We start from the raw sequence: 25556 nt of genomic DNA on the forward strand, positions 1-25556 counted from the left end.
TAATCAAACTGATTCAAAGCCTGCGACACCCCGCCATGCCACGACCTTGGTCGACACTGACTAACCGAGGCGGTCGTGCGAGACTGTCTGACCGGGCGGGAGTCCCGGATGTCTTTTGTCTGGAGTTCCCATGTCGCTGTCCAGCGGGCTGATCGCCGCCGTCGCCCTGGCCTATATGGCCATCATGTTCGCCATCGCCTTTTACGGTGACCGTCGCAGCACGCCGTTGCCGCCGCGAATGCGCGCGTGGGTGTACAGCCTGTCGCTGGCGGTCTATTGCTCCAGCTGGACATTCTTCGGCGCCGTGGGCCAGGCGGCGGAACAGCTTTGGTCTTTCCTGCCGATCTACCTTGGACCAATCCTGCTGCTGGTGGGCGCGCCGTGGGTCCTGCAAAAAATGGTAATGATCAGCAAGCAGGAAAACATCACCTCCATCGCCGACTTTATCGCTGCCCGTTACGGCAAATCCCAGTCACTGGCGGTGGTGGTGGCCCTGATCTGTCTGGTCGGCGTGTTGCCCTACATCGCTTTGCAGCTCAAGGGCATTGTGCTCGGGGTGAACTTGCTGATTGGCGCGGGCGCCGACGCCATGGGGGTTCGCGCCCAGGACACGGCGTTGATTGTGTCGCTGGTGCTGGCGCTGTTCACCATTGTCTTCGGTACCCGCAACCTCGATGCCACGGAACACCACCGTGGCATGGTGCTGGCCATCGCGTTTGAATCACTGGTCAAGCTGTTCGCGTTTCTCGCCGTCGGCGCGTTCGTCACGTTCGGCCTTTACGACGGGTTCGACGACCTGTTCGACCAAGCCATGCTCGCCCCCCGCCTCGAAGAATACTGGAAGGAAACCATCAACTGGCCCTCGATGGTGGTGCAGACGGGCGTAGCGATGATGGCGATCATCTGCCTGCCCCGGCAGTTCCACGTGACGGTGGTGGAAAACATTGATCCTCAGGATTTGCGCCTGGCCAAATGGGTGTTCCCGGCCTACCTGGCGTTGGCGGCGTTGTTTGTCGTACCGATCGCCCTCGCCGGTCAGATGCTGCTGCCCAGTTCGGTATTGCCGGACTCTTTCGTCATCAGTTTGCCGCTGGCCCAGTCCCACCCTGCCCTCGCCTTGCTGGCGTTTATCGGCGGCGCCTCGGCGGCGACCGGCATGGTGATTGTTGCCAGCGTGGCGTTGTCGACCATGGTGTCCAACGACATGCTGTTGCCGTGGTTGCTGCGACGCAACAACGCCGAGCGACCGTTCGAAGTGTTTCGTCATTGGATGCTCTCGGTGCGCCGCGTCAGCATCGTAGTGATTTTGCTGCTGGCCTACGTCAGTTATCGCCTGTTGGGCTCGACCGCCAGCCTGGCAACCATCGGCCAGATCGCCTTTGCCGCCGTGACGCAATTGGCCCCGGCCATGCTCGGTGCGCTGTATTGGAAGCAGGCCAACCGTCGCGGCGTATTCGCCGGGCTCGCTGCCGGGACGTTCCTGTGGTTTTACACGCTGATCTTGCCGATTGCTGCCCGAAGCCTCGGCTGGTCGCTGGACAGCTTCCCGGGGCTGGCATGGCTGCACAGCAACCCACTGCACCTGCCGATCACGCCACTGACCCAAGGCGTAGTGCTGTCGCTGGCCGGCAACTTCACATTGTTTGCCTGGGTGTCGGTGTTGTCGCGCACGCGGGTGTCGGAGCACTGGCAGGCGGGCCGTTTCATCGGTCAGGAAATCAGCGCACGCCCCAGCGCACGCTCGATGCTGGCGGTGCAAATCGACGATCTGCTGCAACTGGCCGCACGATTCGTCGGCGAAGAGCGCGCGCGTCAGAGCTTCATCCGCTTCGCCTACCGCCAGGGCAAAGGCTTCAACCCGAATCAAAACGCCGACGGCGAATGGATCGCCCACACCGAACGCTTGCTGGCGGGTGTACTCGGCGCTTCTTCGACGCGCGCGGTGGTAAAAGCCGCCATCGAAGGTCGGGAAATGCAGCTGGAGGATGTAGTCAGAATCGCCGATGAGGCGTCGGAAGTGCTGCAGTTCAACCGGGCCTTGCTGCAAGGTGCCATCGAAAACATCACCCAAGGCATCAGCGTGGTCGACCAGTCACTGAAACTGGTGGCCTGGAACCGACGCTATCTGGAGCTGTTCAACTATCCGGACGGATTGATCAGTGTCGGGCGGCCGATTGCCGACATCATTCGCTACAACGCCGAGCGTGGCCTATGCGGCGCCGGTGAAGCCGAAGTGCATGTGGCCCGCCGCCTGCACTGGATGCGCCAGGGCCGTGCCCATACCTCTGAACGACTGTTCCCCAACGGACGGGTGATCGAGCTGATCGGCAATCCGATGCCCGGGGGGGGATTCGTCATGAGTTTCACCGACATCACCGCGTTCCGCGAAGCCGAACAAGCGCTGACCGAAGCCAACGAAGGCCTGGAGCAACGGGTGGCCGAGCGCACTCACGAATTGTCGCAACTCAACGTCGCATTGACCGAAGCCAAGGGCACCGCCGAGTCCGCCAACCAGTCGAAAACCCGCTTTCTGGCTGCGGTCAGTCACGATTTGATGCAGCCGCTGAACGCTGCGCGCCTGTTCTCCGCCGCGTTGTCCCACCAGGACGATGGCTTGTCTGGCGAGGCGCAGAAACTGGTCCATCACCTGGACAGTTCGTTGCGTTCGGCAGAGGACTTGATCAGCGACCTGCTGGACATTTCCCGCCTGGAAAACGGCAAGATCAACCCAGACCCGAAGCCCTTCGCGCTCAACGAACTGTTTGACACCCTCGGTGCGGAATTCAAGGCGCAGGCTCAGGAGCAAGGGCTGGCCTTCCGGGTTCGCAGCAGCACGTTGCGGGTCGACAGCGACATCAAACTGCTGCGACGGATCCTGCAAAACTTCCTGACCAATGCGTTCCGCTACGCCAAAGGGCCGGTGTTGCTGGGCGTTCGGCGGCGCAAGGATGAACTGTGCCTTGAGGTCTGGGACCGCGGACCGGGTATTGCGGAAGACAAACTGCAGGTGATTTTCGAAGAATTCAAACGCCTCGACAGCCACCAGACTCGCGCCGAGAAAGGTTTGGGGTTGGGCCTGGCGATTGCCGATGGTTTGTGTCGCGTGCTGGGTCACACGCTGCGCGTACGTTCCTGGCCGGGGCGCGGCAGTGTGTTCAGCGTCAGCGTGCCGCTGGCCCAGGCACAAACCGTGGCGCCGACCCAGCCCACCGAACTCAACGGCCATGTGGTGAGCGGCGTGCAGGTGCTGTGCATCGATAATGAAGACAGCATCCTGATCGGCATGAACAGCCTGCTGACGCGCTGGGGTTGCCAGGTCTGGACGGCGCGTAACCGGGAGGAATGTGCAGCGCTGCTCAACAACGGTATGCGTCCGCAATTGGCGCTGGTGGATTACCACCTGGACCATGGCGAAACCGGGACCGAGCTGATGGCGTGGTTGCGCACTCAACTGGGGGAACCGGTGCCGGGGGTGGTGATCAGCGCCGATGGCCGGCCCGAGACGGTGGCGCAAGTGCATGCGGCGGGACTGGATTATTTGACCAAACCGGTGAAGCCGGCGGCGTTAAGGGCGCTGTTGAGTCGGCATTTGCCGTTGTAGCGCGGCAGGTTTTAGCCTTTTAGGGGGGCTTCTGCCGCCATCGCGAGCGGGCTCGCTCCCACAGGGTTCTGTGCAATTCATGTGGGAGCGAGCCTGCTCGCGATGCTTTTCGGGTTACTCCGGTAACTCGGCCAAGCCATCCACATCAGTCATCGCCCGCTCCAGCAAGTCTGCCGGCAAGCTCTTGCTCGCTCGCGCGCCGAGCAATTTCAGTTGCTCGCTGCGACTGACCAGATTACCGCGGCCTTCTGTCAGCTTGTTGCGCGCAGAGCTGTAGGCTTTGTCCAGTTGCTGCAAGCGATTGCCGACTTCGTCCAGGTCCTGAATAAACAACACGAACTTGTCGTACAGCCACCCGGCACGCTCGGCGATTTCCCGGGCGTTCTGGCTCTGGCGCTCCTGTTTCCAAAGGCTGTCGATGACTCGTAGCGTGGCCAATAACGTGGTGGGGCTGACGATCACGATGTTGCGGTCGAACGCCTCCTGGAACAGCGTCGGCTCCGCCTGCAAGGCGGCGGAAAACGCCGCTTCGATTGGCACGAAGAGCAACACGAAATCCAGACTGTGCAAGCCGTCGAGTCGTTTGTAATCCTTGCCGGCCAGGCCTTTGACGTGATTGCGCAGCGACAGCACGTGCTGCTTGATGGCGATCTCGCCGATGGTGTCGTCTTCGGCCGCCACGTATTGCTGATAGGCCGTCAGGCTGACTTTGGAGTCGACTACCACCTGCTTGTCGCCCGGCAGGTAAATAATCACATCCGGCTGGAAGCGCTCACCGTCCGGGCCTTTGAGATTGACTTGGGTCTGGTACTCACGGCCCTTCTCCAGACCCGCGTGTTCAAGCACTCGCTCAAGAATCAGCTCGCCCCAGTTGCCCTGGGTTTTCTGCCCTTTGAGGGCGCGCGTGAGGTTGGTGGCTTCGTCGCTCAGGCGCAGGTTCAGCTGTTGCAGGCGCTCCAGTTCCTTGGCCAGCGAAAAACGCTCGCGAGCTTCGGCCTGATAACTTTCCTCGACGCGCTTTTCGAAGGACTGAATGCGTTCTTTCAAAGGATCGAGCAACTGGCCCAGCCGCTGCTGACTGGTTTCGGCAAAGCGCTGCTCACGCTCGTCGAAAATCTTGCCCGCCAGCTCGGCAAACTGTGCCCGCAACTCGTCTCGCGAACCTTGCAGATCACTGAGACGCTGCTGATGGCTTTCCTGTTGCTCGCGCAGCTCGGCGCTGAGTGAGGCCGCCTGCGTGTCCAGGCGACGCAGCTCAGCTTCTTTACCGGCACGCTCAATGTTCCAGGCGTGAGCCGCGTCGCGGGCATCGTCGCGTTCGATTTGCAGCAGTTCGACTTCACGGCGCGCAGCCGCGAGGTCTGCCTGTCTGGCGGCGTTAGCTTGGCTCAGATCACCGATTTCATCGCGACTGGCGTCGAGTTGGGCATTCAAACCGTCCTGCGCCAGTTGGGCCATGGCCAGACGCTCTTGCAGAAGTGCCACCCCGGCTTGCGAGACGCTCGCACGGCGCTGAATTTGCCAGGCCAGTACCAGCAACGGCAGGCCAGCGCCCGCCAGACCGAGTAAGAGGCTGGTCAAGTCCATAGCCATAGGGATTCCCGTCGATGAAATAAAGCTTGAAGGTTAACCAAGGCAACCAGACTTGGACAGCTCAGTCTTCGATCAGCCCCAGTTCCTGTTGGGCGCGCGCGTCCCCTGCTCGCGCGGCCTGGCGCAGCAGATCCTGACCAATGCGCCGATCACGGGCATTGCCGCATTCGCGGCACATCAATTGTCCGAGGCGGCTTTGCGCGGCCACGACGCCTTCACGGGCAGGCTGTTTGAGCAAGCGTCCGGCGAAGTGCTTGATGTTGGGGTTATCCCCGAGACGCGGACTGTCCAGCAGCCACTCGGCCACGCGCATCGAAAAGCGCTTGGGTGGGGTCATATTGGGAGGTGTGGAGGGAGCAGCGATTGATACTGAGCGAAACTTCATAAAGCACTGTGGGACAGATCGGAAGGCGCGCCACTCTACTCTTTTTTTCTTACAGGTAAAGCTTGAAAAAACCCGGCACGCCCGTGCTAGAGCAAGCGCTCGGGACAATCCACAGAAGCTGTGGATAACTCAGTGGACAACCGTCCTTGAACTCGCGCAAAGCCCTGTGGAATGGGGCTCGCAGTCAAACTGACGATTTTTTCACCAGTGAAAAAAAGCGATGTTTTTCATTGACTTAAATTTTCAATACAGGCACCCACTGCGGCCGAGCCCTGAATGACAGCGGGGTTACAGTTAGCTCGACTTATGTGCACAACTACCTTCGAGGCGGTTATATGTGCACACTTTTTCGGCGCATATTTGCGTGCCTTATGGGGATAAAACCGGGAAACCCCCGATCCAGGCAGATCGCGGTCCGATGAACGACCGCAACCACCGGTCGGAATGTGAGCAATTGCAGGACGCGCGCCCCATGCATATTTATCTTTTTTTGCTAACGCACTTCCATTCTCATATTCAATCCGTTAGTATCCGCGGCGTTAGTACCAAGCTGAAAGTCAATTCTGGTCGAACAAATCCTCGCGGTCAGCCTTCCCTCAAGAGAAGCCTCCACCGACAAAACAGGATCGACCACCTCGATGGTTTCCAGGTAAACCTTGCGCCAACACAGCCTTCGAACAAATGCGAAGGGTGTTGCGAAGCTCACTTACTCTGACCGAACCAGCCTGCAAATTGATCAGGATCTTCACCCCGGGCCCAGAACCTTTGCCCTTGATGTGTTGCCTGCCCTCCTAAGTACCTACCTGCCAGCCCAAGCGCGCCAATTATCAGCGCTTCAAACTGGCTGCTTTGTTCCAGTCGGGTTCTTCGTTCGACCAATGGTGGTCGTCGTCGCTGGAACGTTTTAATTTTGCACGGCTCTTATCCGTGTCGCTTGTAGGAACACCCAATAATGACTACTCAAATCCATACCCAGGATGCAATCCGCACCCTAACCAACGCTTTTGCACCAATGAACTGCCTGATCATGGCTGCTCGCAAAGGCTGCTTCAGTTTCACTCTGGTCAACGAACACGGCATCGCTCGTCACAGCGAACGCCTGTACCCCGATCAATACTCCAGCGCAGAACCGCTGCAGGCCGTGATCGAGCGTACCCGCCAGGCATTGATTGCCTGAGACGCCAGAAAAACTGAAAAACCCAAAAGCCCTGCTCAAAAAGCGGGGCTTTTTATTGCCCGTTATTTCTCATTTCGCCGACAGCCGCTAAGCACTAACCGATATAACAGTTATAACTCGAAGCTGGAAATATTTTAAAAACAGACCTTTACGGCGCGAATATGACACTACACTTCAACTCAAGCGGCTTGATCCGCTTCCGGCGAGCCTGATTCGATCCACCGCTGCCAACGCTACCCTCAGGTATCGCCGCCTACTTCAAGTTTCGAGGGCTTTATGGGTATCGCTGCCAGCGAACTGTGCCGTTATGTGATTCGTCCGACATTGATTTACCTCGGACGCCATAGCGCAACTGCCGAATCCTTACTGCTGGGCATCGCCGCCAGTCAGTCAGCCCTTGGCTCCGCCCTGCACGACCGCCGCGGACACGGTCTCTACCGAATCGCCGAACCCCGCCACCAGGCACTTTGGGATCACTATCTGGCACTGGACCCCGAACGGGCGAGCCTTGTCCGTGGCCTGGCCAGCCAACATGCCTTTCTCAGCGGACCGCACCTGGAATTGACCGTTAACCTGCGATACGCCACTGCCATCGCCTGGCTGCTGGTAGAAGAACAGAACACCCCCCTCCCCGCCGCCGATGATTTGTTAGGCATGGCCCGCATCTGGCGTCAGACTTTTCAGCCTCAAGGGCGTCTGCGCGATTTCACCAGCGCCTGGCAAACCTGTGTTTCACCCCTGAATCAGGTCGCTTGCTGACCCACCAGTCTCACAAGATCGTGCAATCGGTCGTCAACCTGGTCTGATTGTCCTACAAACCGCTCTAACTCAAGGCATTCAGCCTATGGCGCTGGGACGAAAATGTTGGTAATTTTCGCCCCGGTGATCACCTCGAGTTCGAATAATGAAAAAAGTAATGCTCAAAACCACCCTTAGCCTCGCCGTTACCCTGGCGTCCACCCAGATCTTTGCAAGTGGCTTTGCCATTAACGAACAAAGTATCAGCGGGATGGGTACAGGTTTTGCCGGGCGATCTTCCTCTGCTGATGACGCAAGTACAATTTTTGGCAACCCTGCCGGCATGTCCCGCATCAAGCGCGAACAAGTCACCGGCGGTCTTGCGATGATCGACGCACACACTGACATCAGCGACGCAAGCTCCTTCCCGAACGGCGGCAGCAACGACGGCGACATGGTTCCGTTCATCGCCGTACCTATGGGCTACTACGTCAAGCCAATCGACGACAAGTGGGCCTTCGGTATTGGCGTGTACGCACCGTTCGGTCTGGTAACCGACTACGAAAACAACTTTGCCGGTCGTTACTTCGGCAGCAAGAGCGAAGTAAAAATCGCCACCCTGCAACCGACTGTCAGCTACGCCTTCAACGACAAGGTTTCCATCGGTTTCGGTCCGACCATCAACCGCATCGACGGCACCCTGGAATCGAACCTGTCGATCACCCAGGCCCAGCCAGACGGCAAGGTCAAGATCACCGGTGACGACACCGCGCTGGGCTACAACATCGGCGTGCTGGTTCAAGCGACCGACAGCACTCGCGTCGGCCTGACCTACCACTCAAAAGTGAAGTACAAGCTCGAAGGCAACACCAAGGTCAACTACAACGTACTGGGCCTGATCGGCCAGAACCCGAATCAGAAATACGACGCGTCGCTGGACCTGACCACGCCTGAATCGGTGGACTTCTCGGTCACTCACCAGCTCAACGACCAGTGGACTCTTTACGCAGGCAGCACCTGGACTCGCTGGAGCCGCCTGAAAGAAATCACCGTCGAAAACAGTGGTGTTCCAACCGTCCTGAACGGCCAATTCGGTACCATCACCGAAGAACAGAACTGGCACGACACCTGGGCTCACGCCATCGGCGCGGCCTACCAGCTGAACAAACAATGGGTACTGCGTGGCGGCCTGTCCATTGACCAGGCACCGACCAACAACGTCGACCGTTCCCCACGCATCCCGACGGGCGATCGCAAGGCGTTCAGCCTGGGCGCCGGTTGGAGCCCTACCGACGACCTGACCATCGACCTGGCGTATTCGTACCTGCGCGAACAGTCGGTCAAGGTCAACAACAGCAACGACCGTGGTCAGAGCTACAACGCCAAGTATGAAAACTCGGCGAACGGTTTCGGTCTCGGTGCGACCTACCGCTTCTGATGATTCACGGCGAGCCTGAACCACTCGCCGGCTGAATCAAAAAAGCCCCGCTCTCTGGTACAGAGGCGGGGCTTTTTAGTGGGCGTTGATCAGGGTTGGGAAGCCAGGGCTTGCTCCACCGCTGCAATGAACTCGGGATCATCGGGTTTGGTCAGGCTGGAAAAATTGGCAATGACCTTGCCCTTGCGATCGACTACGTATTTGTAGAAATTCCATTTCGGCGCACTGGTCTGTTTGGCGAGAACCTTGAACAGGTGCGTCGCGTCTTCGCCTCGCACTTTCTGCGGCTCGGTCATGGTGAAGGTCACGCCGTAGTTCACGTAACAGACCTTGGCGGTCTCGGCGGTGTCCTTGGACTCTTGCTTGAAGTCATTCGACGGAACGCCAATCACCTCCAGCCCCTGCCCCTTGAAACGCTGATTGAGCGCCTCAAGGCTCTTGAACTGTGGGGCGAAACCGCAGTGGCTCGCGGTATTGACTACAACCAGCGGTTTACCCTCATACCGTTGGCACAGATCGATGGTTTCCTTGGCGCGCAGCTTTTGCAATGAACCTTGTAGCAGCTCAGGGCACTCGGCTGCCTGGGCCAGCCCGGTAAATGCAATCAGCAACGCGGGAACTGCAATCCAGCGCTTCAACATGTCGGTGCATCCTTGATAAGTCGTCAAAAACGAAGTTACTCGCCCTCGCCACTCGCTAGCAAGCACCCATGCCCAACTGCATCAGCGCCAGCCCGCCCTGATGCCAGCCCCACCACGACAACGCCAGCAGCAAGGCGCAGGCGGCCGCTACAGCGATCCGCGGCCAAAGACGGTTCATATCGCACTCATCTGTGATTGCAGCCGCGCTACCGGCCGCTCACGCACCGGCCAGTTCAGGGCAGCTGCCAACAGGCTCAAGAGAATTGCCACTTGCCAGATCAAGTCATAGCTCCCGGTTCGGTCATACACCACCCCGCCCAACCAGCCGCCGAGAAAGGAGCCGAGCTGGTGAAACAGGAAAACAATCCCACCGAGCATGGACAGGTTTCGCACACCGAACAAGGTCGCCACGGTGCCGTTGGTCAACGGCACCGTCGACAGCCACAGAAACCCCATGGCCATGCCGAACAGGTACGCCGTTGTCGTCGTCACCGGCGCCCACAGGAACAGCGCAATCACCACCGCCCGCAGCAAGTACAAACCGGTCAGCAAGCGCGGTTTCGACATACGCCCACCGAGCCAGCCGGCGGTATATGTACCGAAGATGTTGAACAACCCGATCAGCGCCAACACCGTGGTGCCGACGGTGGCCGGAAGGTGTTGATCGACCAGATAAGCCGGCAAATGCACGCCGATGAACACCACTTGGAAACCGCACACGAAGAAGCCGAACGCCAACAACCAAAACCCCGAGTGAGAGCAAGCTTCATGTAGCGCTTCGGAGAGAGTTTGTTCATGGCCGAGGACCGGCAACGGCTTGTCCTTGAGCATGCTCACCAGCGGCACGATCAACGCCACCAACAAGCCCAGCACCAGCAACGCGGCGGACCAGCCGAGCCAAGCGATCAAGCCCAACGTGCCCGGCAACATCGCGAACTGACCGAACGAACCGGCGGCACTGGCGATGCCCATACCCATGCTGCGCTTCTCAGGCGGCACCGCACGGCCGACCACGCCGAGGATCACCGAAAACGAGGTGCCGGACAGGCCGATGCCGATCAACAGGCCGGCACTCAGGGACAATGTCACGGCGGAATCAGACAGCCCCATGAACACCAGGCCCAGGGCATACAGCACGCCACCAATCAGCACCACTTTCGCCGCACCGAAGCGGTCGGCCAGCGCACCGGTGAAGGGCTGCGCCAGGCCCCAGATCAGATTCTGCAAAGCGATGGCAAACGCAAACGTCTCACGCCCCCAGCCGAACTCGGCACTCATCGGCGCCAGAAACAGCCCAAAGCCGTGACGCACGCCCAAAGACAACGCAAGGATCAGCGCACTCCCCAACAACACCCAACCGCAAGTACGCCACATCGATGTCATTTCTTATTCTCCGGTAGCGGGTATATACCCGCTTAAGATCGGAAAAACCGGCTTCAGGCCAGTTCATCCAGCAGTCTCAGCAAGGTTTCACGTTTTTCGGCGCCCAGTCGGTCAATCAACCGTTGTTGAGCCGCTTCCCAGGCCGGCAAGGCCGCTGCCAGGCGTTCAGCGCCCGCCTCGGTCAGTCGGACGATGCGATTACGCATGTCCTCGCCCTCGACCAGCATTACCAGCCCCTCGCCTTCCAGCACCCGCAAATTGCGCCCGAGGGTGCTGCGGTCCAGCCCCATGGCTTCGGCGAGGGTGGAAATACTCGGTTGATCCAGACGCTGCAAATTGCACAGCAAAGAATACTGGGCAACGTTGATCCCGAAGCCGTCGAGAGCGCCGTCGTAATGCCTGCTGACGCCACGGGCGGCGCGACGCAGGTTGATGCATAAACATTGGGAGTCGAGCATGGTGCGTGTATATACCCGCGGTTGTGTTAAATCAAGTTACAGATGGGTTTAATCAGACGTTTGGGAGTGACTGGCAGACCGCCTTCGCGAGCAAGCCCGCTCCCACATTCGACCGCATTCTCTCTGGAGGACTCGGTTAAATGTGGGAGCGGGCTTGCTCGCGAAGGGGCCAACACATCCTACCCACAAAGCATCAGACCAACGCCAATCCTACCAGCACTGCCATCTCCAGCAACTCCAGCATCGCGCCGGCCGTGTCTCCTGTCGTCCCACCCAATCGACGCAACATCAACTGCCGCAGCCACACAAAAACCACTGCTGCCAGCACAAGCGCCCAAACACCGCTGAGCCCCGCAATCAGCACACACGCCACCGCACTGACCACCAACACCTGTTTACCCGCCAATCGCGGCAGATAATCAGCCAGCGCCTGCCCCAGCCCGCCAGCACGTACATACGGTGTAGTCAGGAACAAACCCAGCATCGCACCGCGGCCAATCAGCGGAACAATGATCAGGACAATACTGTGCTGTTGCTCGATCAACGCCAGCAACGCCGCGAACTTCAGCAACAACACCAACACCAGCGTTACCACGGCAATCGGTCCGCTGCGCGGGTCTTTCATGATCGTCAGCGTACGTTCCCGGTCGCCAAATCCGCCGAGCCATGCGTCGGCGCTATCGGCCAGTCCGTCCAGGTGCAACGCGCCGCTGAGCAAGACCCAAACTGTCAGCAATAACGCGGCATGCAGCAACAATGGCGTGCCCAGCAACAGCCAGTTCAACGCCCACAGGATCGCGCCGAACAGCAGCCCCACCAGCGGATAAAACAGCAGTGAGCGGCCCAATTCCTGAGGCGTCGGCATGCCGGGCAGTCGAATCGGCAGACTGCTCAAAAATTGCAGGGCGATCCAGAATGGCAGCATGGTCAGATCGCTTCCTTGAGCATGACGCCGGGTTCGACGCTCAACGAAAACAGCGAGCCATGAGCGACTTCGACGTTGAGCAACTGCTCCCGCGGCAGCCCCCGCGCCTGAGCCAGCAACAAACGCATGACCCCACCATGGCTGATCAACAGAATCCGCTCACCAGCATAGGCGACAACCAGTCGCTCAATGGCCGCCACTACCCGCTTGGAAAAGTCCGCCACCCGCTCACCGTCCGGCGGCGTAAACGAATAAGGATCAGCCCAGAACAGGCCCAATGCGTCGGCATCAGTTTCCATCAACGCCGCCGCGCTCTGCCCTTCCCAGGCACCAAAGTGCAGTTCTTGCAGGTCTTTTTCCAAGTGCACCGGCAAACCCAGTTGCGCGCCGAGCTCTTCGGCAAACCGCGCGCAACGCTGCAAGGGTGAGCTGACCAAACGATCCCATGGCCCCTGCTCAATCATCGCCGCGCGCATCTGCTCCCAGCCTTTTGCGGTCAGTGCGTCATCGAGACTGCCGCGCAACCCGCCACCGAGTTCGGTCTCGCCATGTCGCAACAGGTCCAGACGCAACGTCATGCCGGACGGTCCGCAACGGCCGCTTCGGCGAAGGTCGCCATCTGCCCGTGAAGGTCGCAGGCCAGTCGCAACAACGGCACGGCCAACGCCGCACCGCTGCCCTCGCCCAGGCGCAGCCCAAGATCCAGCAACGGTTCGGCGTCCAGGGTTTCCAGCACATGACGATGGCCAGGCTCGGCGCCGCGATGACCGAACAGCTGCCACTCACGACAATCAGGATTCAAACGCACCGCCACCAATGCCGCGACGCTGCAAATGAACCCATCGACCAGCACCGCCACGCCATCCTGCGCACACGCCAGATACGCGCCAACCAGCGCGGCAATTTCAAAGCCGCCAAAATTGAAGAGAGTCTGCAAAGCGTCCCCGCGCTGAGCACCGTGCAGCGCCAACGCACGCTCGATGACCTGAGCCTTGTGGCTGACACCCGCCGCGTCCAGACCAGTCCCCGGCCCGGCCAGATGCACCACCGGGCAATCGAGCAAGGCACAGGCCAATGCACTGGCTGCGGTGGTGTTGCCGATGCCCATTTCGCCGCCGATAAACAATTGAGCCCCGGCTGCGATGGCGCGATGCACGCTGTCACGACCGGCCTGCAAAGCGAGTTCACCCTGGGCCGCCGTCATGGCCGGGCCTTTGACGAAATTCGCCGTGCCGGCGCCGATGTTCAAGTGACGCACACCAGGCAGATTCAAGGTCGGTGTGACCGTGCCCAGATCCACCACCTCAAGGGAAGCGCCCAACTGTCGCGCCAATACACTGATCGCCGCACCGCCGTTGACGAAGTTGTGCAGCATCTGCCCGGTGACTTCCTGAGGAAACGCCGACACCCCTTCAGCCACGACACCATGGTCACCGGCAAAAATCGCGATCCACAAGTGATCCAGACTCGGCTTGACCTGCCCCTGCAACCCGGCCAATTGCACCGCCACCGATTCCAGTCGGCCGAGGGAGCCGGCAGGCTTGGTCAGTTGCTGTTGACGCGCCTGCGCCTGTTCGACGGCTTGCGCATTGATCGGTTTGCACGGGTTCAGCCACCAGGATCGAGTCATAACGCAGTTCCTTTCAAAGTCAGGGGCAGGCCAGCGACGGTCAGGACGACACGCTGGCAGCGCTCGGCCAACGCTTGATGCAGCCAACCGGCTTCATCGACGTAACGGCGAGTCAATTCGCCCAGCGGCACGACCCCCATTCCGGTCTCGTTGCTGACAAAAATGATTTCACCCGGCAACGAGGCCAGGCTGTCCAACAGCGCTTCGCGTTCAGCGTTGATGCGTTCGGCGTCATCAAGCATCAGCAGATTGGTCATCCACAGCGTCAAGCAATCCACCAGCAGGCAACGGTTGGCGCGGGCGGTTTCGCGCAGGACGCGGGCGAGTTCGATCGGTTCTTCGATCAATGCCCACTCGGCGGGGCGCCGGGCGCGGTGATGGGCGACGCGGTCGTTCATTTCGCCGTCCAGCGGTTGGCTCGTGGCGATGTAGGTCACCGCCAACCGGCTGTCGGTGGCGAGTTTTTCGGCCAGACGACTTTTGCCGGAGCGGGCGCCGCCGAGGATGAGTTGGAGCATTGTTTATTCCTTAAAATCATCGGTGAGGCGGCTGACCTCTTCGCGGGCAAGCCCAGCTCCTACAGTTGATTGCGATAACCCTGTAGGAGCGGGCTCGCCCGCGAAGAGGCCAGAACAATCACCTCAGAAACCACAGAGCTCACGCAACAGCCGCGTATCCAGATGCTGTTCCACCAAATCCGCCAGCCGCTCGATATCGCGCTCGCGCAATGCGTGGTAATCGACTTCCTGCACATTCTGCAATCCCGCCCAGCGCAGCAATGCACTGCACGCCGCCGGCGATTCAAACAGGCCATGCAGGTACGTGCCGAAAATCTGTCCATCCACACTTTGCGCACCATCGCAGCGACCATCGTCCAACTGCACAGCGGCGTTTTCCAACGCCGGCCCGGTGGTCACGCCCGCATGGATTTCATAGCCGCTGACAGCCGCATCTTCCAGGGCCAAACGCCCGCGCACATTGCGCAATTGCTTCTCTTCTTCGAGCTGTGTTTCGAACGCCAGCAACCCCAGACCGGCACTGGAACCCGGTGCGCCTTCCAGACCCAACGGGTCATGCACGTGCTCACCGAGCATTTGCAAACCACCGCAAATCCCCAGCACTTTGCCGCCATAACGCAGATGGCGACTGATCGCCGAATCCCAGCCATTGCCCCGCAAATACGCGAGGTCGCTGCGCACGCTTTTCGAGCCGGGCAGGATGATCAGGTCGGCCGGCGGAATCGCCTGACCGGGGCCGATGAATTGCAGGTCCACTTGCGGATGCAGGCGCAGTGGATCGAAATCGGTGTGGTTGCTGATTCGCGGCAACACTGGCACCACGACTTTCAGCACCTGGTCGGCCTTGTCGATCTGGCGCTGATCGATGCCGTCTTCGGCCTCCAGGTGCAGATCCATCACGTACGGCAGGACGCCGATCACCGGTTTGCCGGTGCGCTCTTCGAGCCAATCGAGGCCGGGTTGCAGCAAGGCGATGTCGCCGCGAAAACGATTGATGATGAAGCCTTTGATGCGCGCCTGTTCGGTCGGCGACAGTAACTCCAAAGTGCCCACCAGATGCGCAAAAACTCCGCCGCGATTAATGTCGGCAATCAGCACCACCGGGCAATCCACCGCTTCGGCAAAGCCCATGTTGGCAATATCGCCGGCCCGCAGATTGATCTCGGCGGGCGAGCCCGCGCCTTCGACCATTACCAGCGGATACGCCGCACTCAAGCGTTCATGGGAGGCCAGCACCGCTTGCATGGCGATGGCTTTGTAGTCGTGATAGGCAACGGCGTTCATCGTCGTGACCGCGCGACCATGAATGATCACTTGAGCGCCGGTGTCGCTGTTGGGCTTGAGCAGCACCGGGTTCATGTCGGTGTGCGGTTCAAGGTTGGCGGCTTGAGCCTGCACGGCTTGCGCGCGACCGATTTCACCACCGTCAGCGGTCACCGCGCTGTTGAGCGCCATGTTCTGCGGCTTGAACGGCACGACACGCACGCCCTGGCGCACCACCCAGCGACACAGCGCCGTCACCAGCGTGCTTTTACCGGCGTCGGACGTAGTGCCCTGCACCATCAATGTGCTCATTGGGCTTCCTTGACGTAGGTTTCAAAGGCTTGCGCCAGGCGTGTCCAGTCCGCTTCGTCAGCGGGCAAGCCAAAACGAAGGCCGCTGTTGTGTGGGAACAAGCGCAGCAATATTCCCTGCCGAGCCATGAACACATACAGTTGCTCCGCTTGATCGGTGATCAGCCATTGGAACAAGGCGCATCCGCCCTGCGGCTTGAATCCGAACTGCTCAAGCAGCCGCACCAGACGCTCGCGGGCTATTTCGCTGCGCTGTCGTTGGCGGGCGTGACCTTCGGTGTCCAGCAGACAGGCCTGGCCAATCACACGGGTCGGCCCGCTGACCGCCCACGGCCCCACTTGCTCGGCGAGCAAGTTGAGCAGTTTGCGTTCGGCGAGTACAAAACCCAATCGCACGCCGGCCAGACCGAAAAACTTGCCGAACGAACGCAATACAATCAAGCCGACCATGTGGGTAAACGGCGCCACACTCAACTGCGGCGTGTTGTCCATGAACGCCTCGTCCACCACCAGCCAGCCACCGCGCGAGGCCAGTCGGGTGTGCCAGTCGAGCAGACGACTCGGGGTCAGGCTCAAACCGGTCGGGTTGTTCGGGTTGACCACCACCAGCACGTCGAGGCTGTCGATAAAGAAGTCGACTTCCTGCTCCAGCACCTCACGTACGATGTAGCCGCAGCGTCGCCAGGCTTCAGCGTGTTCGGCGTAGCACGGCGACAGCACGCCGACCTTGCCGGCACGCCGCAAACGCGGAAGTAGCTGGATGGCCATTTGCGAACCGGCCACCGGCAGCACTTGAGTGGCGCTGTAATAGTCGCAGGCCGCCTGCTCCAGGCCGTCTCCGGATTCCGGCAAACGTGCCCAGGCGCGTAACGGGATGTCGGGAACCGGAAATGGCCAGGGCGCCAGGCCGCTGGATAAGTCGAGCCAATCGGCTTCTGCAATGCCGTATTCGCGCGCCGCCTTGCGCAATCGGCCACCGTGCTCAAGCATAGAATTCAGCCCCCACGCAGAGAATCAGCAACCATAACCATACCCCGCGCTGAACCAATTGCCAGCCACGGTCAATGGAATCGGGATCCGCCGGCACGCCTTCGCCCAGTTGCGGACGCTGATGCACTTCACCGTGATAAATCGCCGACCCACCCAACTCGACGCCCAATGCACCGGCGCCCGCCGCCATCACCGGGCCGGCATTCGGGCTGTCCCAGGTGGGGGCTTGGATTCGCCAGCATTTCAACGCCAGGCGGGTTTTTCCCAGTAGCGCGTAGGTCAACGCCACCAAGCGTGCGGGAATGTAGTTGAGGACGTCGTCGATCTTCGCCGCCGCCCAGCCGAATCGTTCGAAGCGTTCATTGCGATAACCCCACATCGCATCCAGCGTGTTGCTCAAACGGTAGAGCACCACACCGGGCGCACCGGCCACGGCAAACCAGAACAGCGCAGCGAACACCGCATCGCTGCCGTTCTCCAGAACTGACTCGGTGGCCGCACGGGCGACTTCGGTTTTATCCAGTTCACTGGTCTGGCGACTGACCAGATAACCCACGCGTGTACGCGCTTCTTCCAGGTCATCACTGCGCAGGGCCTTGGCCACCGGTCCGACGTGCTCACCGAGGCTGCGCATGCCAAGGGCGCAATACAGCGCGAGAATCTCAACGACCCAACCCACATAAGGCGCCCAGGACAATGCCGTTGCGAGTAAGGTCAGCGGCAGCACCGCCAGCACCCACGCGGTGACGCCATGGCTGCGCCAGCCTCGACCACCGCCGTTGAATCGTTGCTCGATGCGCTCGGCAAAACGGCCGAACGCCACCAGCGGATGCCAGCGTTTGGGCTCACCCAGCAGCGCGTCCAGCGCAACCGCGGCGACACTCAATAACGCCACACTCATTGACTCACTCCCCAATAGTTTTCATACAGCAATTCGCTAAGCGGACGCGCTTGCGCCCAGCCTTCGAGTACCAGCATCGGCGCCGGATAGAATGCCTTGACCGGCCCCAGACAAAGAACCGCCAACGGCTTGGCCCCGACTGGCAAACCCAGCAGGTCCGCCAGCGCTTGCGGCTCGAACAGCGACACCCAGCCCATGCCCAGACCTTCGGCGCGGGAGGCCAGCCACAGGTTCTGGATTGCGCAGGACAACGAGGCCATGTCCATTTCCGGCAAGGTGCGACGGCCGAAGATGTGACGCTCGCGATCATCCATCAGCGCGGCGACCAGCACCTCGGCGCAGTCACTGATGCCTTCGACCTTGAGCTTCATGAATTCATCGGTGCGCTCGCCAAGGGCTTCGGCGGTGCGGATGCGTTCTTCTTCCACCAGCGACCGGATCTTGCCGCGCAAGGTTCGGTCGCTGATGCGGATGAAACGCCAGGGCTGCATCAGGCCGACACTGGGTGCCTGGTGTGCGGCTTCGAGCAGGCGTCGCAATAGTTCGGGCTCGACGGTGCCGCCGCTGAAGTGACGCATGTCGCGGCGTTCGGCGATGGCGCGGTAGACCGCTGCGCGTTCGGCTTCGCAGAATGCGTTGTCGCTCATGGCCTCTTCGCGAGCAGGCTCGCTCCTACAGGGTTCAGGTGATCCGATGTAGGAGTGAGCCTGCTCGCGTTGGCGGCCTCAAGGTCAGGCGCAAACAATGCGGCTATAGCAGCGGGATTGGATGGGAAGTAAAAATGCACATAAGAAGCCGTCATCCGCCCCTCACGATAAACCGCCTCCGCACCCCGCCCGCCATTCGGGCTCAGGCCACGCGCAATCGGCTCAAGTTCGGTACTGGTCAGCGAATGGTGATACGTGTGCCCACGCAACGCACCTTCCGGCAGTTCGACCGCTTGCAACGCCAACGCAGCCAGACGCTTTTGCATCACCGCATCGCCTTTGAGCAAACCCGCCAGTTCGGCGCGAGTGCCTTCGACATCAGTCAACGAGTCGAGCAGATACAACATGCCGCCACATTCGGCCAACAGCGGTTTACCCGCCGCATGGTGTGCGCGAATTGCATTAAGCATCGAGGTGTTTTGAGACAGCGCCACATGGTGCAATTCCGGATAACCGCCTGGCAGATAAAGGCTGTCAGCCTCCGGTAATTCGCTATCGCGGATCGGCGAGAAGAACGACAGCTCGGCACCCATGGCTCGCAACAAATCCAGGCTCGCGCCGTAGGTGAACGCGAACGCTTCATCACGGCCCACAGCAATTCGCACACCTGCGAGCAACGGTTCGGCAGCGATCACATCAGGTGCGGCAAAGTCCACTGCAGGTGGCAGCGCTACTTCGCAACTGCTGGCCAACGCATCGGCCGCCGCATCGAGGCGCAGATCGAGATCATTCAGCTCACTGGCCTGAACCAGACCCAAGTGACGACTCGGCAATTCGATCCCGGTTTCCCGCGACAAAGCACCGTACCAGCGCAAACCTTGCGTCAGGCTGCCTTCGAGCAATTGCGCGTGACGCAAGGTGCCAACCCGGTTGGCCAACACGCCGGCAAACGGCAAATCCGGCTGATACGTCGCCAAGCCCAACGCCAACGCACCAAAGGTTTGGGCCATGGCAGTGCCGTCGATCACAGCGAGTACCGGCACACCAAAGTGCCGCGCCAGGTCGGCGCTGGACGGCGTACCATCGAACAGCCCCATGACACCTTCGATGAGGATCAAGTCCGCCTCACCGGCCGCCTCCCACAACAGTCGACGACTTTCCTGCTCGCCGACCATCCACATGTCCAGTTGATACACCGGCGCACCGCTGGCGCGCTCGAGAATCATCGGATCGAGAAAGTCCGGGCCGCATTTGAACACGCGCACCTTGCGCCCCTGATTGCGATGCAAACGGGCCAGGGCTGCGGTGACGGTGGTCTTGCCCTGACCGGAGGCCGGCGCGGCAATCAGTACCGCTGGGCAATGACGTGGTTGATTCACAGCTCCACGCCTTTCTGCGCTTTGATCCCAGCCTGGAACGCGTGTTTGATCACGCCCATGTCGGTGACAGTGTCGGCCAGTTCAATCATTTCCGGCTTGGCGCCGCGACCGGTCACCACCACGTGCTGCATCGGCGGGCGCGCCTGCAAATCGCTGAGCACCTGATCGAGGTCGAGGTAGCCGTGCTTGAGGGCGATGTTCAGCTCATCGAGCACCACCAGACCGATGGACGGATCGCTGAGCAATTCACGGGACACCGCCCAGGCGGCTTCGGCGGCGGCAATGTCACGCTGGCGGTCCTGGGTTTCCCAGGTGAAGCCCTCGCCCATGACATGGAAACGCACTTGCTCCGTGAAACGACGGAAGAACAGTTCTTCGCCGGTGCTGTTGCGGCCCTTGATGAACTGCACCACACCGCATTGCATGCCGTGGCCCATGGACCGGGCGAGCATGCCGAATGCCGAACTGCTTTTGCCTTTACCGTTACCGGTCAGCACCAGCAGCAAGCCGCACTCGTTCGGGGAATTGGCGATGCGTTCGTCGATCACGGCTTTTTTGCGCTGCATGCGCGCCAAATGACGTTCGTCACGATCTGGGGTATCGGTCATGGGGGAGCTCTCCGTTGAGGCTGGATAACGGCGGGCAGGCACAAGAATAGACGGCAAGAAGCCTGGCATCGCCCACCGTGATGCCGCTGGATGAATCAGGCCGGTCTCCGGGCTCATGAGTGGCGATATGCCGGACTGCGCGCCTTCCCATGCCGAAAACAGACACAGTGGCTCAAGGCGCAGTCTTCACTCATTTACCGTTGCGGGGGCAGCGCCGGGATCGTAAGGATTCGTGGTTTGACGATAGTCACTCACCGGCTTCCCTGTTTCACTCTGTCGGCCAATGCCACAGAGCACCTGAAACAAGCCGCGAAGGTTAGAGGGTTGGGGGTGGAGCGTCAAATGAAGACAAAGCCGCGGTGAGCGATATACTGCCGCCGGCCAATTTACTGACGCCAATCTTGCAGCAAACGGCCAGCAGTGATATCAAAGAGCCACAACCCAACAACAACACAATTACAAGGGTGAGCAACATGCAAGGCATGATTATCAGCAATCCGAAGCTGGAATTCCTGCGACCGGTGCTGGAACGCTGGTTTGACTGTATCGACCGCTACCACACGATTCGCGGCGATAACGAAGCGCCTTACTGGCATGACGAAAAGGCCAACCTTGGCTTGCTCTCTACCGCTGCGTGGATGGCGGAAATGGTCACACTGCAAAACGCGCCGACCCGTAAACAAATCGAAGAAGGCGAACGCAACGCCCGCGCCGATCTGTTTATCGCGACCGCCGAAGAACGCGCCTATTTTCAAGCCACTCAACGCTGGCCCAAGGTCAACAGCCTGAACCTGACGCAGGCGCTGCAAGACATCACAGGCGACGCCAAACGCCTCAGCTACACCAGCGACCTGAAACTCGGCTGCCTGTTCGTTGCTCCGCAAAAAGCCCAGCAGAGCGCCACCCCGGAAGAACTTCAGGACATGGTCGACGACCTGCAAAAGGAGCACTGCTGCGCGGTGGCCTGGTATTTCCCCTACGCCTACCGCAAGTTGCGTAACGAAGCCGGCAACTATCACCCGGGCATCGCCGTCTTGTTCAAGGAAGCTCGCGGCTGACCGGTTGAACCATCGCACCGTTTATCTTCTCTATGAATAAGACACTGCATTCATAGGGAAGACCAGCATGCGCAAGTCTCCGCTCGTTCTCGTCATCGTGCTCGCCGGAGGGCTTGCCGCCTGCGGCGAAACCTCCAGCCTGCAAGTCTCCGACGGCACCGGCCCGTCACCCAAGCTGCCCGAACCGAATAAAACCCTGATCCCGACGGTGAACGTCGCTCAGGCGATCGGCTGGCCGGATGGCGCGAAACCCACCGCTGCCGCCGGGACCCAAGTGACTGCCTTTGCTGAAGGCCTCGATCACCCGCGCTGGCTCTACGTGCTACCCAACGGTGACGTGCTGGTGGCCGAAACCAACGCGCCGCCCAAACCCGATGACGGCAAAGGCATTCGTGGCTGGGTCATGGGCAAAGCCATGAGCCGCGCCGGTGCCACCGTTCCCAGCCCGAACCGCATCACGCTGCTGCGTGACAAGGACCACGACGGCATCGCCGAAACCCGCACGGTATTCCTGGAAAACCTCAATTCGCCCTTTGGCATGACGCTGGTGGGCAATGACCTGTACGTGGCCGACACCGACCGCTTGCTGCGTTTTCACTATGAAAGCGGTGCCACGGCGATCAAATCGCCGCCGATCAAAGTGGTGGATCTACCGGGGGGCACGCTAAATCATCACTGGACCAAAAACGTCATCGCCAGCAAGGACGGCAGCAAGCTGTACGTCACGGTGGGCTCCAACAGCAACGTCGGTGAAAACGGTCTGGACAAGGAAGAAGGCCGCGCGGCGATCTGGGAAGTGGACCGCGCCACCGGCAATCACCGAATATTCGCTTCCGGGATTCGCAATCCCAACGGCTTGGCCTGGGAGCCCCGCGGCGGCGCGCTGTGGACGGCGGTCAACGAGCGGGACGAGATCGGCAGCGACCTGGTGCCGGACTACATCACCTCGGTCAAGGATGGCGGATTCTATGGCTGGCCATTCAGCTACTACGGTCAACATGTCGACATTCGCGTCGAGCCGCAAAATCCGGACCTGGTGGCCAAGGCCATCAAGCCGGACTACGCGGTGGGTCCGCACACTGCATCGCTGGGCCTGACGTTCGCTGAAGGCAACACACTGCCCGCGCAATTCAAGGAAGGGGCTTTCATCGGCCAGCACGGCTCGTGGAACCGTAAACCGCGCAGTGGCTACAAAGTGATTTTCGTGCCGTTTGCGGGCGGCAAACCGAAGGGGCAACCGGTTGATGTGCTGACTGGTTTTCTCAATGAAGACGAAGAAGCCAGGGGCCGGCCGGTGGGCGTGGTGATCGATCAGCAGGGTGACTTGCTGGTGGCGGATGATGTGGGGAACAAGGTGTGGCGCGTGTCTGCCGCCAAATAGTCGCCCTCCTGCTCGCGATAGCAGTAGGCCAGTCACATTGATGCTGGATGAGCCGGCCTCATCGCGAACAAGCTTGCTCCTACGGATTGCGTGCCAGGTGCTGGGGCTGCAGAACGCGTTTGGCGCTCAGGTATGCCCTCTGCCAATAGGCTTTGGACAGACTGTCGAGCTTCACCGTGCCGCCAGTCGCCGGCGCATGCACGAAGCGGCCTTCGCCGACGTAAATCCCGGCATGGCTGACCTGAGAGCCACCGTTGGTGGCGAAGAAAATCAGGTCACCGGTTTGCAGGCCTTCCTTGCCCACATTGGCGGCTTGCATGCTGATCATCTCGCGCGTGGTACGCGGCAAGGAAATGCCGGCAACATCACGGTAAACGTAGCCGATCAACCCACTGCAATCGAAGCCCGAATCCGGCGTGTTGCCACCCCATCGATACGGCGTCCCCACCAGGCCGAGCGCGCGGAACAGCACGTCTTCTGCCTCAGGGGAAAAGGACTGCGGGTTACCGAAAATAATGGGCGCGCGAACCATCGGCGCAGGCGGGGTGCGGCTGGCGCAGGCGCTGAGCAGCGCTGCGAAGAACAGGAGTGCGAGGCGGGCCGACATCGTCATAAGCAGAACATCCTGATCTGGCTGCGGCTTTTTCTGCAGGGAGTGCAGAAAAGAAAACCGCCTGCGCGGGGCGCAGGCGGTTTGCCATCATTTATAGATCAGAATTCTAGCGGCTACACGGCAAACTTCAAGTAAGACTTTAACTTCGCCTTACAACTTGTACGTTTACTTGCGAGCGGTGACCACGGTCGGGGCCATCGCGAGGGCGCGCTTGGCTTCGATGAAGGTCTTGTTCCAGTAGCTGTCACCCAGGCTATCGATCCGGACGCCACCGCTTTTGCGGCTGCTGGAGTGGATGAACTGGTTATCACCCAGGTAGATTCCGGCGTGACTGACGCGGCCGCGACGACCGTTGGTGGCGAAGAACAGCAGATCGCCTGGCTTCAGCGCGCTGCGAGCTACCAGCGGTGCGTCCACGTTGATCATTTCGCGAGTGGAGCGTGGCAGGTTCATGCCCGCTTCTTCACGGAACAGATAACCGATGAAGCCGCTGCAATCGAAACCGGCTTCAGAGGTACCGCCGAAACGGTAACGGGTACCGATCAGGGACATGCCACGCTCTAGAATGCTGTCGGCCAGACCCGGAAGCTGGTACGACTTGCCGTCGGCAAAGTCGGCCAGTTCTTTATTGGTGGCCAATTCTTCCTGGAAAATAACGGAAGAAGATTGAGCGGTAACTGAATTTTTAACCTGCTGTTGTTGCTCTTGCTGGGACACTGGAGAGTGAGCAGCGCAACCGAACAACAGGGTGACGAGTGCGAGAGGCACGAGGGGTGCGAAGCGCTTTAGCATGGGCACGACCGTGGCTGATAGTTGTAAAGAAGCCGAGACTATGCCCGCTATCATCCTCATTTGCAAATTCAATCGAACTTTATGTGACTTATCGGTTTCGCGTTTACATCTAAGCGCTCAAGCCCGTTTTAGACGCTCGCGCAGCCTGCAGCCCTGTAGGAAAGCGGATCTACTGGCGCCTGAAATATGCCAAAACCCCTACCAGGCTTAGGTTTCACCAGGCTTTTGTTACCAGGCTTTTGTTACCAGCCCAGGGTTTCTTTCAGGAAGGGGATTGTCAGCTTGCGCTGAGCTTGAAGAGAGGCCTGATCGAGACGCTCAAGCAGCTCGAACAGCGCACTCATGCTGCGAGTACCGCGGGTCAAAATAAAATGCCCGACTTCATCGGTCAGGTGCAAGCCGCGACGCGATGCACGCAATTGCAAAGCGCGCAATTTGTCTTCATCGGAAAGCGGGCGCATCTGAAAGATCAGGGCCAGGGTCAAACGCGACTTCAAGTCCGCCAGCTTCACCGGCAATTCACGCGGTGATGTCGACGCGGCGATGAGCAGGCGACGACCGCTGTCGCGCAGACGATTGAACAGATGGAACAGCGCCTCTTCCCAATCCGCCCGACCGGCAACCGCCTGCAAATCATCCAGGCAGACCAGTTCGTATTGTTCGAGGTTATCGAGAATGGAGATGCCACGATCAAGCAGCTCGGCCAAAGGCAAGTAGACCGCCGGCTCCCCCAACTGCTCGAAGCGCAGGCAGGCCGCCTGCAACAAGTGCGTACGCCCTACCCCGTCCTTGCCCCAGAGATAAATCAGGCTTTCGGTCCACCCGGCGTCGGCTTCGCATAGCCGCTCGACATAGCCGAGTGCTGCGGCATTGGCGCCTGGGTAGTAATTGATAAAGGTAGCGTCATCACGCAGACGCACACCTAGGGGCAGCTGAATCGGTTTCATGCTGACTGAACAGTTCCAAGGGAACCGTTAGTGACCTCTGTGTAAAGTTTGCGAAGTTTATACCCGTGACGCTGGTCGCACAATGCGACAGACCACAAGCAAAATCAAAGGTTTGCGTTAACGCACTGGTTTCGTGACAGTTTTGTTGGCGGTGCATGTGACAGCCACACAGGGGATGC

Annotated in this window: 25 protein-coding genes and 1 riboswitch; of the genes, 6 read left to right on the plus strand and 19 right to left on the minus strand. The window is 60.0% G+C overall.

Going from position 1 to position 25556, the window contains the following annotated elements; genetic code table 11:
* Positions 1–130: 130 nt before the first annotated feature.
* A complete protein-coding gene (locus tag ACA048_RS20530) occupies positions 131–3601 on the plus strand; it encodes a hybrid sensor histidine kinase/response regulator (protein WP_497626035.1) in 3471 nt (1156 codons plus the stop codon).
* 114 nt (positions 3602–3715) lie between these two features.
* Here ACA048_RS20530 and ACA048_RS20535 read toward each other — a convergent pair whose 3' ends face one another.
* Positions 3716–5059, minus strand: a complete 1344-nt coding sequence (locus ACA048_RS20535; RefSeq protein WP_497629908.1) for a DNA recombination protein RmuC — start codon at positions 5057–5059, stop codon at positions 3716–3718.
* Positions 5060–5255: 196 nt separating this feature from the next.
* Positions 5256–5579, minus strand: coding sequence for a sel1 repeat family protein (locus ACA048_RS20540; RefSeq protein ID WP_497626036.1), 324 nt, complete (start codon positions 5577–5579; stop codon positions 5256–5258).
* 952 nt (positions 5580–6531) lie between these two features.
* On the opposite strand from ACA048_RS20540, the gene ACA048_RS20545 reads away from it, so the two are divergent.
* From ACA048_RS20545 to ACA048_RS20555, 3 genes are all read left to right on the plus strand, one after another.
* The gene (locus tag ACA048_RS20545) at positions 6532–6756 is read left to right on the plus strand and encodes a hypothetical protein (protein WP_007945191.1); all 225 of its coding nucleotides are present in this window, start codon (positions 6532–6534) and stop codon (positions 6754–6756) included.
* A 276-nt stretch (positions 6757–7032) separates the two neighbouring features.
* The gene (locus ACA048_RS20550) at positions 7033–7515 is read left to right on the plus strand and encodes a hypothetical protein (RefSeq protein WP_150778613.1); all 483 of its coding nucleotides are present in this window, start codon (positions 7033–7035) and stop codon (positions 7513–7515) included.
* A gap of 145 nt (positions 7516–7660) precedes the next feature.
* The gene (locus ACA048_RS20555; RefSeq protein WP_497626037.1) at positions 7661–8932 is read left to right on the plus strand and encodes an OmpP1/FadL family transporter; all 1272 of its coding nucleotides are present in this window, start codon (positions 7661–7663) and stop codon (positions 8930–8932) included.
* 89 nt (positions 8933–9021) lie between these two features.
* Here ACA048_RS20555 and ACA048_RS20560 read toward each other — a convergent pair whose 3' ends face one another.
* The 14 genes from ACA048_RS20560 to cobO form a co-directional block, all read right to left on the minus strand.
* Positions 9022–9573, minus strand: coding sequence for a glutathione peroxidase (locus ACA048_RS20560; protein WP_497626038.1), 552 nt, complete (start codon positions 9571–9573; stop codon positions 9022–9024).
* 55 nt (positions 9574–9628) lie between these two features.
* Positions 9629–9751, minus strand: a complete 123-nt coding sequence (locus ACA048_RS20565) for a hypothetical protein (RefSeq protein ID WP_497626039.1) — start codon at positions 9749–9751, stop codon at positions 9629–9631.
* Complete coding sequence (locus ACA048_RS20570; protein WP_497626040.1) at positions 9748–10956, minus strand: MFS transporter; 1209 nt, start codon at positions 10954–10956, stop codon at positions 9748–9750. The genes ACA048_RS20565 and ACA048_RS20570 overlap by 4 nt, the downstream gene beginning before the upstream one ends.
* Before the next feature lie 53 nt (positions 10957–11009).
* Positions 11010–11414, minus strand: coding sequence for a MarR family winged helix-turn-helix transcriptional regulator (locus ACA048_RS20575; protein WP_140670571.1), 405 nt, complete (start codon positions 11412–11414; stop codon positions 11010–11012).
* Positions 11415–11607: 193 nt separating this feature from the next.
* Entirely contained in the window at positions 11608–12339 is a 732-nt protein-coding gene (locus ACA048_RS20580) for an adenosylcobinamide-GDP ribazoletransferase (RefSeq protein ID WP_497626041.1), read from the minus strand.
* 2 nt (positions 12340–12341) lie between these two features.
* Complete coding sequence (gene cobC / locus ACA048_RS20585) at positions 12342–12917, minus strand: alpha-ribazole phosphatase family protein (RefSeq protein WP_497626042.1); 576 nt, start codon at positions 12915–12917, stop codon at positions 12342–12344.
* Positions 12914–13969, minus strand: coding sequence for a nicotinate-nucleotide--dimethylbenzimidazole phosphoribosyltransferase (gene cobT / locus ACA048_RS20590; protein WP_497626043.1), 1056 nt, complete (start codon positions 13967–13969; stop codon positions 12914–12916). The genes cobC and cobT overlap by 4 nt, the downstream gene beginning before the upstream one ends.
* On the minus strand, positions 13966–14487 hold the full coding sequence (gene cobU / locus ACA048_RS20595) for a bifunctional adenosylcobinamide kinase/adenosylcobinamide-phosphate guanylyltransferase (RefSeq protein ID WP_497626044.1): 522 nt from the start codon (positions 14485–14487) through the stop codon (positions 13966–13968). Before cobU ends, cobT begins: the two co-directional genes overlap by 4 nt.
* 123 nt (positions 14488–14610) lie before the next feature.
* Entirely contained in the window at positions 14611–16062 is a 1452-nt protein-coding gene (locus tag ACA048_RS20600; RefSeq protein WP_497626045.1) for a cobyric acid synthase, read from the minus strand.
* Positions 16059–17051 carry a threonine-phosphate decarboxylase CobD gene (gene cobD, locus ACA048_RS20605; protein WP_497626046.1) on the minus strand — a complete coding sequence of 331 codons (993 nt, stop codon included), beginning with the start codon at positions 17049–17051 and terminating at the stop codon, positions 16059–16061. The genes ACA048_RS20600 and cobD overlap by 4 nt, the downstream gene beginning before the upstream one ends.
* Positions 17044–17952, minus strand: coding sequence for an adenosylcobinamide-phosphate synthase CbiB (gene cbiB, locus ACA048_RS20610; RefSeq protein ID WP_497626047.1), 909 nt, complete (start codon positions 17950–17952; stop codon positions 17044–17046). Before cbiB ends, cobD begins: the two co-directional genes overlap by 8 nt.
* Positions 17949–18599 (minus strand): 5,6-dimethylbenzimidazole synthase, encoded by a 651-nt coding sequence (gene bluB / locus ACA048_RS20615; protein WP_497626048.1) that lies wholly within the window; start codon positions 18597–18599, stop codon positions 17949–17951. Before bluB ends, cbiB begins: the two co-directional genes overlap by 4 nt.
* Positions 18596–19978 (minus strand): cobyrinic acid a,c-diamide synthase CobB, encoded by a 1383-nt coding sequence (locus ACA048_RS20620; RefSeq protein ID WP_497626049.1) that lies wholly within the window; start codon positions 19976–19978, stop codon positions 18596–18598. The genes bluB and ACA048_RS20620 overlap by 4 nt, the downstream gene beginning before the upstream one ends.
* Complete coding sequence (gene cobO / locus ACA048_RS20625) at positions 19975–20586, minus strand: cob(I)yrinic acid a,c-diamide adenosyltransferase (protein WP_497626050.1); 612 nt, start codon at positions 20584–20586, stop codon at positions 19975–19977. The genes ACA048_RS20620 and cobO overlap by 4 nt, the downstream gene beginning before the upstream one ends.
* Positions 20587–20667: 81 nt before the next feature.
* Positions 20668–20902: riboswitch (cobalamin riboswitch) on the minus strand.
* Between the two features lie 157 nt (positions 20903–21059).
* On the opposite strand from cobO, the gene ACA048_RS20630 reads away from it, so the two are divergent.
* Together ACA048_RS20630 and ACA048_RS20635 are read left to right on the plus strand one after the other, a co-directional pair.
* Positions 21060–21644, plus strand: a complete 585-nt coding sequence (locus ACA048_RS20630) for a hypothetical protein (protein ID WP_497626051.1) — start codon at positions 21060–21062, stop codon at positions 21642–21644.
* A gap of 67 nt (positions 21645–21711) precedes the next feature.
* Positions 21712–23025: a PQQ-dependent sugar dehydrogenase gene (locus ACA048_RS20635; RefSeq protein ID WP_497626052.1), complete on the plus strand. Its 1314-nt coding sequence runs from the start codon at positions 21712–21714 to the stop codon at positions 23023–23025.
* Between the two features lie 79 nt (positions 23026–23104).
* Here the strand turns inward: ACA048_RS20635 and ACA048_RS20640 are convergent, their stop codons facing one another.
* The 3 genes from ACA048_RS20640 to hda form a co-directional block, all read right to left on the minus strand.
* Entirely contained in the window at positions 23105–23638 is a 534-nt protein-coding gene (locus ACA048_RS20640) for a C40 family peptidase (protein ID WP_497626053.1), read from the minus strand.
* 165 nt (positions 23639–23803) lie between these two features.
* Positions 23804–24430 carry a C40 family peptidase gene (locus ACA048_RS20645; RefSeq protein ID WP_497626054.1) on the minus strand — a complete coding sequence of 209 codons (627 nt, stop codon included), beginning with the start codon at positions 24428–24430 and terminating at the stop codon, positions 23804–23806.
* A 242-nt stretch (positions 24431–24672) separates the two neighbouring features.
* On the minus strand, positions 24673–25377 hold the full coding sequence (gene hda, locus ACA048_RS20650; protein WP_010456804.1) for a DnaA regulatory inactivator Hda: 705 nt from the start codon (positions 25375–25377) through the stop codon (positions 24673–24675).
* Positions 25378–25556 lie beyond the last annotated feature (179 nt).

This window comes from Pseudomonas sp. LBUM1659, assembly GCF_059716045.1.

What these genes read in the sequence shown, in the direction of transcription:
- cobC (WP_497626042.1), bottom strand. Translation starts at nt 12,917, where the DNA reads ATGACGTTGCGTCTGGACCTGTTGCGACATGGCGAGACCGAACTCGGT.
- ACA048_RS20555 (WP_497626037.1), top strand. Translation starts at nt 7,661, where the DNA reads ATGAAAAAAGTAATGCTCAAAACCACCCTTAGCCTCGCCGTTACCCTG.
- bluB (WP_497626048.1), bottom strand. Translation starts at nt 18,599, where the DNA reads ATGAGCGACAACGCATTCTGCGAAGCCGAACGCGCAGCGGTCTACCGC.
- ACA048_RS20550 (WP_150778613.1), top strand. Translation starts at nt 7,033, where the DNA reads ATGGGTATCGCTGCCAGCGAACTGTGCCGTTATGTGATTCGTCCGACA.
- hda (WP_010456804.1), bottom strand. Translation starts at nt 25,377, where the DNA reads ATGAAACCGATTCAGCTGCCCCTAGGTGTGCGTCTGCGTGATGACGCT.
- cobO (WP_497626050.1), bottom strand. Translation starts at nt 20,586, where the DNA reads ATGACCGATACCCCAGATCGTGACGAACGTCATTTGGCGCGCATGCAG.
- ACA048_RS20535 (WP_497629908.1), bottom strand. Translation starts at nt 5,059, where the DNA reads ATGGCCCAACTGGCGCAGGACGGTTTGAATGCCCAACTCGACGCCAGT.
- ACA048_RS20580 (WP_497626041.1), bottom strand. Translation starts at nt 12,339, where the DNA reads ATGCTGCCATTCTGGATCGCCCTGCAATTTTTGAGCAGTCTGCCGATT.
- ACA048_RS20635 (WP_497626052.1), top strand. Translation starts at nt 21,712, where the DNA reads ATGCGCAAGTCTCCGCTCGTTCTCGTCATCGTGCTCGCCGGAGGGCTT.
- cobU (WP_497626044.1), bottom strand. Translation starts at nt 14,487, where the DNA reads ATGCTCCAACTCATCCTCGGCGGCGCCCGCTCCGGCAAAAGTCGTCTG.
- ACA048_RS20530 (WP_497626035.1), top strand. Translation starts at nt 131, where the DNA reads ATGTCGCTGTCCAGCGGGCTGATCGCCGCCGTCGCCCTGGCCTATATG.
- ACA048_RS20570 (WP_497626040.1), bottom strand. Translation starts at nt 10,956, where the DNA reads ATGACATCGATGTGGCGTACTTGCGGTTGGGTGTTGTTGGGGAGTGCG.
- ACA048_RS20545 (WP_007945191.1), top strand. Translation starts at nt 6,532, where the DNA reads ATGACTACTCAAATCCATACCCAGGATGCAATCCGCACCCTAACCAAC.
- cobT (WP_497626043.1), bottom strand. Translation starts at nt 13,969, where the DNA reads ATGACTCGATCCTGGTGGCTGAACCCGTGCAAACCGATCAATGCGCAA.
- ACA048_RS20540 (WP_497626036.1), bottom strand. Translation starts at nt 5,579, where the DNA reads ATGAAGTTTCGCTCAGTATCAATCGCTGCTCCCTCCACACCTCCCAAT.
- ACA048_RS20560 (WP_497626038.1), bottom strand. Translation starts at nt 9,573, where the DNA reads ATGTTGAAGCGCTGGATTGCAGTTCCCGCGTTGCTGATTGCATTTACC.
- ACA048_RS20575 (WP_140670571.1), bottom strand. Translation starts at nt 11,414, where the DNA reads ATGCTCGACTCCCAATGTTTATGCATCAACCTGCGTCGCGCCGCCCGT.
- ACA048_RS20640 (WP_497626053.1), bottom strand. Translation starts at nt 23,638, where the DNA reads ATGACGATGTCGGCCCGCCTCGCACTCCTGTTCTTCGCAGCGCTGCTC.
- cbiB (WP_497626047.1), bottom strand. Translation starts at nt 17,952, where the DNA reads ATGAGTGTGGCGTTATTGAGTGTCGCCGCGGTTGCGCTGGACGCGCTG.
- cobD (WP_497626046.1), bottom strand. Translation starts at nt 17,051, where the DNA reads ATGCTTGAGCACGGTGGCCGATTGCGCAAGGCGGCGCGCGAATACGGC.
- ACA048_RS20645 (WP_497626054.1), bottom strand. Translation starts at nt 24,430, where the DNA reads ATGCTAAAGCGCTTCGCACCCCTCGTGCCTCTCGCACTCGTCACCCTG.
- ACA048_RS20600 (WP_497626045.1), bottom strand. Translation starts at nt 16,062, where the DNA reads ATGAGCACATTGATGGTGCAGGGCACTACGTCCGACGCCGGTAAAAGC.
- ACA048_RS20565 (WP_497626039.1), bottom strand. Translation starts at nt 9,751, where the DNA reads ATGAACCGTCTTTGGCCGCGGATCGCTGTAGCGGCCGCCTGCGCCTTG.
- ACA048_RS20630 (WP_497626051.1), top strand. Translation starts at nt 21,060, where the DNA reads ATGCAAGGCATGATTATCAGCAATCCGAAGCTGGAATTCCTGCGACCG.